Source organism: Campylobacter concisus (assembly GCF_050447505.1).
In the GTDB taxonomy this organism is placed as follows: domain Bacteria; phylum Campylobacterota; class Campylobacteria; order Campylobacterales; family Campylobacteraceae; genus Campylobacter_A; species Campylobacter_A concisus_BP.
The window spans coordinates 488,448-501,019 of the sequence record NZ_JALMFZ010000001.1; the positions used below are offsets into that span (position 1 = coordinate 488,448).

The 12,572-nt window shown below is 33.7% G+C and carries 11 protein-coding genes; 9 read left to right on the forward strand and 2 right to left on the reverse strand.

The genetic code is table 11. The features are described from left to right. Positions 1-22: 22 nt before the first annotated feature. From MTT09_RS02345 to MTT09_RS02355, 3 genes are read left to right on the forward strand one after another with little or no spacing between them, the layout of a single operon-like run. Positions 23-841, forward strand: a complete 819-nt coding sequence (locus MTT09_RS02345; RefSeq protein ID WP_107965034.1) for an SIR2 family NAD-dependent protein deacylase — start codon at positions 23-25, stop codon at positions 839-841. Positions 842-894: 53 nt separating this feature from the next. Then, positions 895-1,812 carry a helix-turn-helix transcriptional regulator gene (locus MTT09_RS02350; protein ID WP_107965033.1) on the forward strand — a complete coding sequence of 306 codons (918 nt, stop codon included), beginning with the start codon at positions 895-897 and terminating at the stop codon, positions 1,810-1,812. Between the two features lie 13 nt (positions 1,813-1,825). After that, the gene (locus tag MTT09_RS02355) at positions 1,826-2,071 is read left to right on the forward strand and encodes a hypothetical protein (RefSeq protein ID WP_199907140.1); all 246 of its coding nucleotides are present in this window, start codon (positions 1,826-1,828) and stop codon (positions 2,069-2,071) included. A gap of 159 nt (positions 2,072-2,230) precedes the next feature. On the opposite strand, the gene MTT09_RS02360 is transcribed toward MTT09_RS02355, so the two are convergent. Further along, a complete protein-coding gene (locus MTT09_RS02360) occupies positions 2,231-3,025 on the reverse strand; it encodes a hypothetical protein (RefSeq protein WP_429802354.1) in 795 nt (264 codons plus the stop codon). Positions 3,026-3,700: 675 nt separating this feature from the next. Here MTT09_RS02360 and MTT09_RS02365 point away from each other — a divergent pair. From MTT09_RS02365 to MTT09_RS02380, 4 genes are all read left to right on the forward strand, one after another. Further along, positions 3,701-4,003: a hypothetical protein gene (locus MTT09_RS02365; RefSeq protein ID WP_107965031.1), complete on the forward strand. Its 303-nt coding sequence runs from the start codon at positions 3,701-3,703 to the stop codon at positions 4,001-4,003. Then, entirely contained in the window at positions 3,981-4,526 is a 546-nt protein-coding gene (locus MTT09_RS02370; protein ID WP_107965030.1) for a hypothetical protein, read from the forward strand. The genes MTT09_RS02365 and MTT09_RS02370 overlap by 23 nt, the downstream gene beginning before the upstream one ends. A 152-nt stretch (positions 4,527-4,678) precedes the next feature. Next, on the forward strand, positions 4,679-5,041 hold the full coding sequence (locus MTT09_RS02375; protein WP_429802357.1) for a hypothetical protein: 363 nt from the start codon (positions 4,679-4,681) through the stop codon (positions 5,039-5,041). Beyond that, complete coding sequence (locus MTT09_RS02380; protein WP_429802359.1) at positions 5,031-7,481, forward strand: aminotransferase; 2,451 nt, start codon at positions 5,031-5,033, stop codon at positions 7,479-7,481. The genes MTT09_RS02375 and MTT09_RS02380 overlap by 11 nt, the downstream gene beginning before the upstream one ends. Positions 7,482-7,867: 386 nt before the next feature. Here the strand turns inward: MTT09_RS02380 and MTT09_RS02385 are convergent, their stop codons facing one another. Beyond that, the gene (locus MTT09_RS02385) at positions 7,868-9,355 is read right to left on the reverse strand and encodes a DUF2779 domain-containing protein (protein ID WP_429802361.1); all 1,488 of its coding nucleotides are present in this window, start codon (positions 9,353-9,355) and stop codon (positions 7,868-7,870) included. Between the two features lie 165 nt (positions 9,356-9,520). Between MTT09_RS02385 and MTT09_RS02390 the strand changes: the two genes are divergently transcribed. Both MTT09_RS02390 and MTT09_RS02395 read left to right on the forward strand, forming a co-directional pair. Continuing rightward, the gene (locus MTT09_RS02390; RefSeq protein ID WP_429802363.1) at positions 9,521-11,260 is read left to right on the forward strand and encodes an McrB family protein; all 1,740 of its coding nucleotides are present in this window, start codon (positions 9,521-9,523) and stop codon (positions 11,258-11,260) included. Further along, positions 11,241-12,566 (forward strand): McrC family protein, encoded by a 1,326-nt coding sequence (locus tag MTT09_RS02395; protein ID WP_429802365.1) that lies wholly within the window; start codon positions 11,241-11,243, stop codon positions 12,564-12,566. Before MTT09_RS02390 ends, MTT09_RS02395 begins: the two co-directional genes overlap by 20 nt. Positions 12,567-12,572 lie beyond the last annotated feature (6 nt).

A 12,572-nucleotide genomic window follows, 5' to 3' on the forward strand; every position in this document is an offset into this window, starting at 1 on the left:
AAATTTCTTTAAAAGGATCAAAATGCAAGAGAAGATAGATAAGATCAAAAAGATCATCGCAAAGGCCGATGCGGTTATCATCACAGCAGGTGCTGGCATGGGTGTGGATAGTGGATTGCCTGATTTTAGGGGAGATGTGGGATTTTGGAGGGCGTATCCACTTTTAAGGGATAAAAATTTAAGCTTTGAAGATATGGCAAATCCGCAGTGGTTTTTAGATGATCCAAGGCTAGCATGGGCATTTTATGGTCACAGGCTAAATTTATACAAAAACACAGAGCCTCACGAGGGATTTGGACTGCTTTTAGATCTTGTAAAAAGCAAAAACGAAAACTACTTCATCTATACTTCAAACGTAGATGGTCACTTTGCTAAGGCTGGCTTTAGCGAAGAGAAAATTTATGAGTGCCACGGCTCTATCCACTACTCTCAGTGCATACACAAGCGTGATGGCGCTATATGGCAAACTTGTAGCGATATCAAAGTAGATGAAGAGAAATTTGTCGCTTTAGATATGCCAGTTTGCCCAGAGTGTGGCTGCGTGAGCCGCCCAAATATCGTGATGTTTTACGACTGGATGGTAAATACAAGGCGCATAAACGAGCAATATAAAAGATATGAAACGTGGCTGGAGCAAAACAAAGATAGCCGCTTTGTGATCATAGAGCTAGGCGCTGGGCTTGCGGTGCCAACAATTAGAAATTTTGGTGAGAAATTTGTTAAACGCTCAAAAAAAGCAACGCTTATCCGCATAAACCCACGAGATAACTACATCTCGCAGTATTTCGGCATAAGTCTAAAATGTGGCGCACTAGATGGCCTTAGGCAGATATTATGCTAGAAAAGACATCCTCTAGTCCTAATTTGGATATAATCCCCAAACTAGGAGAGCAAATGAAACCCATCATAACCAAACAAGAAAACAGCAAATTTGAACGCATAAATTTTATAGCCCTAAAGCTAAGAGAGAGACCGCACACGATAAAAGAGCTAACAGCCATGCTTGGAGTGACCTCAAAGACCATCCAGCGCGACCTTTACGACACGTTAAGAGAGTATGGCGCCGTCAAAAAGGGGCATTACTGGAGTCTAAACGACGAGGACGCGAACGACGGACTAGACGGCGATGATAGAGTGGTGCTAAACATCCTTGATAACGTGGCAAAAAACATGGGCTCAAATTTTTACAGCAAGGCTCACGTGCTTTTAGAGCAAATTTCTCAGCAGCTAAATCACCCGATACTTACAAACATAAACAACGAAAAGCTAAGCGAGGAGGATCTTGTAAATTTTCAAACGCTTGAGGATGCTATAAGAGAAAAAGTGGAGATAACATGCACGTATAATGGCTTTGAGTTTCTTGTAAAGCCTCTAAAGCTGGCACTTTTTGAGGGATTTTGGTATCTGCTCTTGCTTGATAGCAAAAAGGGCAATAAATTTAAGAAATTTCACCTAAAAAGCATAAAAGATATAAAGCATAGCGGGGATAAATTTGAGCTAAGTGGCGAGCTAGATGAGCGTGTAAAGGCGATGAACTCGGCCTGGGCAAACCTAGAAGCCCCAAAAACAGCAAGACTACTGCTAGCGCCAGAAGTGGCAAAATACTTCGAGCGAAAACCACACGCAAAACAGCGCATAACCGGGCAAGATAGCGACGGCTCAGTCGAGATCGAGATAGAATTTACCCACATAATGGAGATAAAACCGCTCATATACTACTACCTGCCATTTATCAAGGTGCTTGAGCCAAAAGAGCTAGCTGACGAGGTCAAAAAAGATGTTAGCGAGTATCTAAAAGAGATAAATTTCTAATCAAAGAGGCACTATGAGCGGCAACGACAAAGAAGCGCTTGAGCTTATCAGATACTACAAAAAGAGCTGGTCGCTACTGAAAAAATTTGATGATGGCTCACTTGGGCCTTGCAAAAGCGATGTGGGCGAAAATTTCATTCTTGGATATGACGAGGCACTAACGGCTGTGGATGAGCTAAAAAGAGAGCTTATGAAAAAGGGCGATGCGTCAGATATCTTTGGCGTTCAAAAGGCAGATGAATTTGAAGCTAAGCCGTAAGAGATGAAATTATAAACCTGAACAATTCTTGTATGTAAAGTAGTGTAAATTTATATAAGTTTATAATGTCTGGTTTTCTAGATTGGTTCAAATTTACTTTAAAAACATATAACTCCCAGTCAATATTAGGTAATCAATATTGACAGGGAGCTTTTATAATTACTTCCTTTTTAGCTCACTATCTAGAAAATAACCACTTACTTCTCTATCGCAGCACTCACCATCTTCATTATATTCTAGCTTGTATTTCTCTATGATACTTGAGTCAGCAAAAATTAGTGTTGCTAGCATATCTGAAATATCATAGCTATCTAGTTCATTAATATCAAAAGCAGGATCATTGGCCATTAGAAGAGCCTTATCTTTAATTGCCGCATCTTTTATCTGTTCCATGGTAATGTAATATAGTGTGCCAGATGTCATTGCGTAGTTAGATGAGCAATCCATATCTATGTCTTTATTAAATTTTGAGCCAATACAGTATAGATTATCCATATCGAAGTTCTTTTTGGTAACTCCTTTTGGTAGAGCATAACTCTCAAAAAAACCTCTTTCGATTGAGTAGGCAAAAGCATAACCTTTTGATTGTAGATCCTCTTTTTCAACCTTTCTATTAGATATAGTTGAAAGATCCTCAACAACACCAATCTCTTCAATGTTTTTATTTGTAGCCAAGGATATAGTGGATGATGCATCAATAATATATTGATGATATAATTCTTTAGTATCTTCTAGATTTTCATCTAATATATCGTAAAAAATCGAATCATCATGATCCTTAACAACCTGTTGAAATCTTTTTTCATCCTTGAAACCAATAAGCCTTTGTTCATAGGCTGTGCCACTAATCCTCAATGTCAAACTCATATTATTTCCCTTTTTTAAAAGTTGTGCCTTATTATACAATAAAATATATTTTTTAATACTAATATAAGTATTTTTATGATACGTCATTTAAGTAATATCTTAATAAAAAAACGAAAAATCTAGAGCGTGGTCTTGATAATAAGATATTTGATAGCTATTTTATTGTGCTGGACATACATTCAGATTCGAAAAGCTTTTATAATATTCTAAAAAGTGTATTAGCTAAAGATGCTAAATTTTATTTTATATGGTTTTGGATACAACTATTGAGGAATATATACTATGAAATGAATAAAAAGTAGAGAATATTAAAATTATTTTTTAATGTAGTAAAATTTTTTAAACTACTTCAATTATATAAATAAATATTTGCCTTAAGCATTTTATAAGTATTATAGTGTTAGGAGGCAGTTGTGAGCAAATCATTGATACATCGCACTTCCAAACGAAGTTTAAATTTTATTGACCTAGCCATAAAGATGCCCTATAATCATCCTAGTTTTTAAAACAAAATTTTAGCCGAAGGAGGCAATATGATCAAAATTAGTTAAAAGCAGAGGCTCTATTTAAGTTGTTAAAAGAGAACCTCTACGATAGGTTATTAGCACTCCTATTGTAATAGTTCTCTACTTTTAAACTACTTAAATAAAAACCTATCAACAACTACTATATCAGAATAAAAGGCACACTATAAGTATGCCTATTTGGTGAGATGGTTATTGCCATCTCTTGATTTTTTAAAATGACAAGAGAGGATTTAGTATGTCAAATAAAAGAGCCATTTTAAATGATTTAAAAACCATTAGAAAGAATAAGAAAAAAGAGGAGATTAGACAAGCATGTATTGAGGTCTTGTTTCCAGAAAAAGCAACACTCAAAGAGTGCAAGTTACTAATCAAAAAAAATTTTAGCGTAAAGCTATCAAATAAGGAGTTTTCCAAATGGAGGAAAGAGTATGAAGAAACAAATGCCAATCAATCCTCTGATGCATGTCATATTCTCGTACCCAAAGAAGACAAAAAAGAAGATGAGGAGCTAAGCAATGGCACTAACAATCAAGAGTAGCGATACAGCAGTTGCGGCAAATGCCGTAATTGCTCTACAAGAACATATCGAAATTGGCAATAAGGCTAGTGAAAATATTAGAAATAATATTGAACTTTTTAATCAAGCCACAGATAGCTTTGATAAAAGCTTTAAAGAAAAAATAGAGCTTATAGAGCAAGGAAGTGCTGAACTTATAAATGCGACAAAAGATATTCAAAACAACCTTAAAAATACTCTAAAAGGTGCAGACAAAACTATATCGAAGATCAACTCATCTTTTAGCTCTTTGATGAAGAAGATAGTATCTGCATTAATTGCCTTTGTATTTATAGAAGTGATCTTCTTTTTTGGCTACATGTTTTATGATAGTCATAAGACAAATGAAGCCAAATCTGCACTACAAAGCAGTCTAGATAAAGCACTTAATAACGTGTCCGATCTTAAAGACTTCATCATCCATATCTACAACCAAGATAGTCAAAAAGCTAGTGAAGATTTTACTAAATGGCTAAACAAAAATGGTGACAGCAATGTTCAGTAGTAAGCAAATTTTTCTAATAGCAAGACACATACAATGTATGACACTTCGTTTTCATACCTTGTATAATCTTGCTCTGCCGAGGGCTACAATGCGAGATATAAGAAGCGTTAAAACGCTTCATCTCGCTAGTACATTTTATGAAAGGATATCATATGCCAAAAAATATCAAGGATAAGGTGCTCTCTATAAGGATCACTTCTCAGCAAAATAGCAAATTATCTGATATGGCTAGAGAACTAAAAATATCAAGATCAGAAATCATTTCATCTTTTATAGATAATGGTGCTGGAAATTCTGAATCTATAAAAAAGCAAGAGCTAGATTCAGCAATCATTGCAAATTTTGCCAGACCTTTTAGCAACATCAATCAAATAGCAAAGAAACTAAATATAGTTTATAAGACTAGTGGCGATATAGATTTAAAAACGATACTGCAGACACAAGAAGAGTTGTACAAAGTTCAATCAGTCCTAACTGAAATTTTAAGCATAATAAGGAGTAGCTATGATAGTTAAGATCTCAAAGGGAGAAAAAGGCGTAGCTGATTATTTAAAAACTGGTAAGAAAAGAGATTCAAAGCTAACTAGAGATGAAAAAGATGATAGATTGCCACTGGCTGGAAATTTAGATCTTATCGAGATGTCTGAAAGGCACCAGAGCAAGAAAAAGAATAAGAAACATAACTACTATCATATATCCTTGTCATTTACTTCAGAGGAGTGGAGCAGACTATATGAAAGTGGCAATATAGATGAGTTTATAATGGACTTTTTGAAGCTCACTTTCCCAAATCACGACATAGATGAGCTACTTTTTTATGCTGAAGCTCATCTGCCTATAATCAAAGAAGAGCCATACATTCCTCGTCCAGAAGGGGCACTAGAAAATAGAGTATTAAATAAAAAACATAAAAATGGCGAACCACTAAAAAGAGAGCCTCACATCCATATAATAGTCTCTTTTGAAAATATGAAATTTACTCATAGTGTAAAAACTGGTGGAGCTATATATACAAAAGGTGCATCCAAACAACAAGCAAAAGCCATCATGGCTAAATCAGCAGAGAAATTTAAAAGAGTAGTTAATGACATCTTATCTAACAAGTATGGTCTAAATAATATAGAGCCTTTAAGTATGGATGAAGACCAACTAAAAAAGCAATATGAAAGCTTTAAAAGTGCAGCACAAAAGGTTAGGAAAGGCAAAGAAAAAGATACACGGATAAAGATAGAAACAGATGTGGTGATCGAGCCAAAAGCAAATACAAAAGAGCAAAATATAAGTGTTGAAGAGCTACTAGCTGATGCTAAAAATTCTACAGCTGATTATCTATTAAGAATGATAGAAGAAGATGAGAGTCTCAAAAAAGACTACTATGATAGGGCAAAGAGGCTTAATGCAGTGGATATAAGAGAATTTTTGCCTATGATCAATGCAAAATTTAACATCACCGCAAAACCTGAAATGGTAAATGACAAATATAAAGTAAGAGTGGATGGTTTTAATGGAACTTATAATCTAACTGATCTAATGTGTAAGATAGTCTATAATGGCAGAAAAGGAGCGTTATTTCACGTAGTTAATGAACTAGAGCAAATGCTTATAGAGCTTCAAGCCAATAAAAATGAGCCAAAGATAACATTAAGTGTAAGTAGTGACTTTGGCGCGCCAAATAAGGACCCAAAAACTCAAGTGCTAAATAGCTGGAAAACGATACGAATAGAGCCATATAACCTAAAATCGGTACTTAAAAACTATTCAGCTATATCAGTGGCAAGTTTTAAGGATAAAAATGAAGAAGATAGCAGTATTGATGGCATAACTCCTACACTTATATATGATATATATAGCCCCAAATTTACTATAAATGATGCTCAAAATTTACTGCAAAGCAAAGGAATAAAAGGTTTCATATATCCAACCACTTATCAAACACCAGATACAAAAGTGGAGAAATTTAAACTCATCATACCCACAGCAAAGGCTCCAAGCTTAAATGAATATGATGAATACATAAAAGAGATAACAAGAGAGCTTGGGTTATATAACATAGTAAATAACCAGAGCCTATATCCTAGTAATTTTCACTACACTCCAGTGCCAGGATCTGAGGTTGTAAGCATTAGAGGAAAAACTTTGGATAATACAAGAGCCATTGAAGATGTCAGCTTAAAAACAGATATTAATAATATGGATGTTAAAGCCATAGAGGGAAATTTACAAAATCTAAGAAAATATGAGCTTAGCTGTGAGCCAAAAGATACCAACTTGCATATTAAAAGAGTAAGCTACCAAGCCATATCTTCAAAGATTTCTATAAAAGAGCTAATAGAATACTTTGACGAGAGTACTGTGCTTAAAGAATATAAAAATCATCAAATACTTTCTGGCAAGAGTGGTAGATATCTTTACTTGCCAGAAGAAAACACAGTCTACTCTTTTAACCAAAATAGACACTATACCCCATATATCTACATTAGAGATAAATTTGATGAAGCAGCTAGAAAGATAAAAACTGGGTTTTATGATGATGATCTCATTAAAAAGCTAGGACTTAAACAAAATGAATATGAAGGCTTCGTAAAAGCTATCGATGGCCATTTAGATATAAATAGATACTACTTAGCTTTTATAAATAGAACTGAAAGCTTTAAAAAATACCTGCCAGACATAGTTAAAATTAACTATAAATGCTTAATTTATAATATAAAAACCTATATGAAAGATTGGCAAGATATGCAAGGTTTTAATGAACTAAAGGAGCGTTATAAAACAGATAAGATATCTCTAGCAAATGATCATATATCGTTTGGCTCAATAAAAATAACAAAGCAAGAGTTGTACGATCAAGGACTTGATAGGGACTTTGGGATAGAGCAAACAAAACAACCATCAAATAGAGCAGAAGCCAAAGAACAGAATATAAAGTCAGGATATGATGGTTTGGAGAGATAGATTTTGTAGAAGCCAGATCATTAGCATTGCATCTTCTTAGCTGTCTCTAATCCATAAAACCAAATGGCAATGCAAACATATCATCATCTAGTTTCACGGACGTATCTCCGGCGTAAAAGACTATGCCTTTATCAAATTTACTTTGTAAATTCTCTTTTAAGTGGTAGATATGCCTAAAGTCATCTTTGCTGATAGTTTTTGAAGACTTAACCTCTATGGCTATGAGTTTGCCCGATATCTCAAGGATAAAGTCTATACATAAGCCGTATAGAGCAAAATTCTCTAAGAGATATAGTTTTTATGAACGCTGGGTGCATTTTAGAGTTAGTAATTTAAAAGCCAATTTGATTACTATGGTTTTGCTCTAGTGTCAGATATCTATATGCCTATTTTGCTACATCATGCAGCTTTTCTAAAACCTTAACCATAGCTAGTGTATCTAATTTGCAATACTCCCAAAGCGCTTTTCTAACCATATCTTGTTCTGCTTTAGTCTTGTTATTTAGCTTTGCATACTCATTCATTGCCTCTCCACCGTTATGGATTAAATTCAAATTTGCATACGCATCTTTAAAGTTAGGTACTATAGCTGGCAGAACTTTTTTTATGGATGAACTTCCGCACATTTTTGGATGGTAATAAAATTTCTTTGCAAACGGCGTCTCAAGATCTTTGATATTGCCATATATATTCATTAGATGAGAAGAAAATTGTGGAAAAAATGAGGCCAAATTTTGCACTACTACTTTTTCAAAACTAGCATGATAAGCCAATACACAAGCATCTTGTGGGATGTACTCAACTAATTTTAATGCTAATTTATATCTTGGGTCAGCTCCTGCCTCAGCTAAAAATCCAAGATGCTCCGTTTTACCATTGCCATAATCTTTATGTATAGAAAATTGAAAAGGTATCTGCTCATATGGTCTAATACCTATAAAATCTGGTACGGCTTGTTGAAATGTCTCGAAATCAAGGTGATAGAGTGGATAGCTAAGCGTGCTTAAAAACTCTCTAATCGCTGCTTTGTTTATAAATTCTTTTCCACTAATTTGGGCGTTTATCTGTATTTGCTGATTTGCATTAAAGGCATCTATCTCTTTAATGTCGGTAATATTTACTATCCCATTTTGATAAAGCTCGGTTGCTTTTTGCTTATTAATTCTTGTGATATTAAATACAGAAATTCCATCAGATATATTTCTTTGTCTTTGCCAGCAGTAATTCATCCCATCACATTCATAAGGCTTAAAACAGTGAGCCCCTATGTCTAAATTTGGCTCAACGTCGTCATCTATAGTCTCTTTTAATTTCTTAATGTTTTTAATAACTTCGCTTTGCATAAGTAAAATTTGGCCCGTTACATCATTTATTACAAAAAGCTTATCTAGCTCCAACTTCTCACTACGAATGTATTGATTATTCAGATAGACTATATTGACTCGCTCTACTTCATATCCCAATGAGCTAATAACATGATATTGAATGCTGGCATCATCTATATAAACATCAGATAGGCTCGTGCTACTTTTTACTTCGTTTATGATTAATTTTCCATCAATGATCTGTAAGATATCTACCATTACGAGAATTTCATCAAAGCAAAATGTAGCTTCATATATTATTTTCTCACCATCTTTTATGAATTTCTTAGTTTGATCTATCTTGTCATTAAAACTACTCCCATCAAAATCTATCCTTTTGCCGCCACTAAATAGTTCACAAGCAAGCTCTCCTACCATATTCCCAGTCTCAAATATATTAGGATCCGTATTTTGTTCTAAAACATCAGATTTATATTTTTTAAGCCATAGTGATTTTGGACACTGAAGACCTCTTACATAGAGTGATTTTGATAAAAATTTATTACTCATTATTTTACCTCTTGTTAAGCAATTATTATGTTTTATTTAATCTATATTTAAATAAAATAACACTGTTTTTAATTTTAGCATAAAAATAAGACATAAAAAGTCTAGAAAAATAGATAATAATTGCATTATATATTTTATTTAGATCACGCAATTTAAGGAGAAAAAATGGCGTTTGAAAATTATAAAGAGGCATTTTTAGAATACAAAAAAATGTTTTTGGAAGATGGAAAATCGATTTTTACAAAAAAAGAAATTTTAAATAAAGAGAACGTGGAGTTTCTTATTGATCATTTTGTAGAAAAATTAGACGAAAGCAAGATAGAAAAAACAAAAGATAATAAAGAAGTCATTTTTGATAGAGTAGTAAAAGATCAGTTAATGGGTGCTAGTGATGACGTGATAGACCTTATGGCTAATATTATTTGGCTTTGGAGATTGCCCCCTAGGATTGAAAAAAAAGATATGGTAACAATTATTAAGAATTTTCTAAATATTGTTGGAAAAGGAAATTTGCTTGATAATGAAAATAATGAATTTAAAACTACTTCAGTTAACGGTTTTGCTTCACCTGGCAGCTATTATTACAGCAATAAATCCTTTGAACTTGCTTATATAATAAAATTTTTAAAAAAATATTTAGAAAATGATGAAAATGACAAAGAAATAGACATCCTAAAAGAGCTTGGAAATAGTATCACGATAAACGGAAAAGAAAAAACGGCTTCGATCTATAACGCCTTGCTTCATCTTTTTGATCCGAAAAATTATATGCCAATAATAAGTAATGCTCACAAGGAAGCTATCGTAGCTACCTTTGAGAGTAAATACTGTAAAGTAGATGCTGATAATATCGATGATACTTATGATATTGACGAGAAACTAAAAAAGATAAATGATGAACTTAAAAATGCTCTAAAAAATGAGAAGAATCTAAAAGAAAATATTTTTTATGATGATAGAGTAAAAAATATGTGGAGTGGCGGAATAGACTTTGAGTCTAAAAACATTATACTTTACGGTGCTCCTGGTACCGGTAAAACATATCAAACCAAACAAACCATAGAGGCTAGAAAACTAATAGAAGAAAATCACGAATATAAAATAGTTCAGTTTCACCCAAGCTATAGCTACGAGGACTTCATGGATGGTGTAAAGCCGACTGGTATAGAAAATGGAGCAATGAAATTTGAGTTAAGAAATGGCGTATTTAAGCAGATGTGCATTGATGCTTTCAAGGACTTAGAAAAAAACAAAGAGAAAGCCAAGAAATATTATTTCGTAGCTGATGAGATAAATAGAGCTGAGCTTTCAAGGGTTTTTGGCGAGCTGCTTTTGTGTCTTGAGGAAGATAAAAGATTAAGGTTTGACAATGATGGTAATCTGCAAGGCATGCTAGTCAAAACAGCAAATTCATCGCTTTGGGACAACGAAAAACATGCTGTTTATGTAGATGAAGCCGGTGAAGGCTACTTTGGAGTGCCTGAAAATTTATACTTCATCGGCACAATGAACGATATAGATAAAAGCATAGATAGCTTTGATATGGCGCTTAGAAGAAGATTTGTTTGGAAAAGGTATAGTTGTAATTATGATGTAATAGCTGAACATTTTGATAAATCAAGCGAGGATAAACTTGAAACATATGTAGAATTTTGCAAAGATATAAATGAGTATATAACTAGCGATAAAGGATTAGGGCTGGATGACAGCTACGAACTTGGGCATTCATATTTCCTAAAACCAAAAAATTTAAGCAAGAAAGAGATAAGCAAGCTCTGGGAAGGACATATAAGTCCGCTTTTAAAAGAGTACTTAAGAACTCAGTATAGTGGCAAAGATATAGAAACTCGTTTAAATGACATGAAAACAAAGCTGATTGATAAATATGGCAATAGTAACAAATGATAATTTTTTCGGAAATTACGAGCAGAACAAAAAAATACAAAAGAAAGAAAAGACGGAATTTAGTCTAACACTAAGTGAGTACGCGGCGAATGGTGGCAAATTTCTCTCTTTTTTGCCAGAGTCCAAAGAAAAAGAAGATGAGCTTATCATTAGTACAAAAAAGCAAGATGATGGGTTTTACGTGCAAACTGGAAATTTCATAGGAAGCTTTAGCCATAATGGCATAGATATAGAGATAAACTCTAGATTTTCAAATAAATTTTTAGAGCGGATGCTAAATTTTGCAAATGATATTTACGTAGATGACGTATCACTTGGCAAGTCCATAGATGCTAAGAAAAATCTGTCAAGGATCGTCATCTATTATCTCTTTATACAAGCGCTAGAGCGTGCATTCTTACTTGGACTGCCTAAAGAGTATAAAAACAAAAGCTATCATGAAGCAAAGGTTATGGGCAAAGTCGATATAGCTAAATTTATAAAAAAAGACGTCCCATTTGCTGGCAAAATATCTAGCACAAATAGAGAGAGACAAGATATAAGTGATATAGTTTTGCTCTTACATAAAGCATTAAAGATAGTGCAAAAAGAGAGTAAAGAGCTGATAAAACCGGTCATAAACACTTTAAGCTATCTAAACGAGATAAGGGAGCCAAGACTTGTAACGCCTAATGTCATACACAATGCCTTAAATTCAAAAGCACTGCATAATCCAATCTACGCCCCATATAAAAAAGTCTTAGAATACGCAAAACTGATCATAGAAAATGAAAATGCCGGCACCAAAAGCAATGGCAAACAAAATTTAGGCTTTTTGGTAGATGTGGCTGAGCTTTTTGAAATCTATATACGAAAGCTTTTGCAAAAAGAGTTTAAGGGCTGGAGTGTAACTAGCCCAAAAATAGAGCTTTATAAAGATAAATTTTTTGCAAGAAAGATCATCCCTGATATAGTGATGGGTAGTGGCGATCAGGTGCTTGTATTTGATACCAAGTATAAACGTATGAATATGCAAGGCAAGGATCAATACGGACTAGGTGATGTTGATAGAAATGACTTTTTTCAGATAAATACCTATATGAGCTACTATCAAAATCAAGGCAAAAACGTAATAGCTGGCGGTCTTTTATATCCTATGAATAAATTTAGTATAGATAGATGCCATAGCCACTCTTGGTTTGAAAATTTAAATACCAAATTTATAGTAGATGGCATAGAACTTACAAATTTAAACGAACCTAGCATCGATGAGATCAAAATCAAAGAAAATGAATTTATCTCTAGAATAAAAGAGTATATTTACTAATTTAAA